The sequence below is a fragment of the Campylobacter sp. US33a genome, assembly GCF_004378855.1.
Taxonomy (GTDB): Bacteria; Campylobacterota; Campylobacteria; order Campylobacterales; family Campylobacteraceae; genus Campylobacter_D.
Map to the genome: position 1 here is coordinate 1 of NZ_RYYL01000038.1, position 529 is coordinate 529.

1 protein-coding gene is annotated in these 529 nt (G+C 35.7%); it reads right to left on the minus strand.

From position 1 onward, the window contains the following. Window positions 1-529: phosphate ABC transporter ATP-binding protein (locus tag ELQ16_RS09800; protein ID WP_134239454.1), on the minus strand; the 529-nt coding region annotated here is incomplete at both ends.

Below are 529 nucleotides of genomic sequence, written 5' to 3' on the forward strand. Positions count from 1 at the left end.
GCCACGCGTTTGCCTTGTTGCATATTGTGTGTCACCATGATCATAGAAAGATTATGGCTTAATTCCTTTAAAAGCTCTTCAATAACGCCTGAACTTATAGGATCAAGTGCAGAAGTTGGCTCATCTAAAAGCAAAAGTTTAGGTTTTATCGCTAAAGCTCTTGCAATGCAAAGGCGTTGTTGCTGTCCGCCCGAAAGTGCTAAGGCATTTTGCTTTAATTTATCTTTTACCTCTTCATATAACCCTACTTTTTTAAGACAATCCACCACCAAAGCTTCTTCTTCATCTTTATTTTTAATCATTCCATGAAGTTTTGGCGCATAGGAAATATTTTCATAAACGCTTTTTACAAAAACATTAGGCTGTTGGAAAACCATACCCACATTTTTACGCAAAACCACTACATCTTGATTTTTCACATCTTTATTGTCAATTTCTACAAGTCCATCAATTTTTGCGATTTTATCATTCATACGATTAAAACAACGCAAAAATGTTGATTTCCCACACCCTGAAGCACCGATTAATG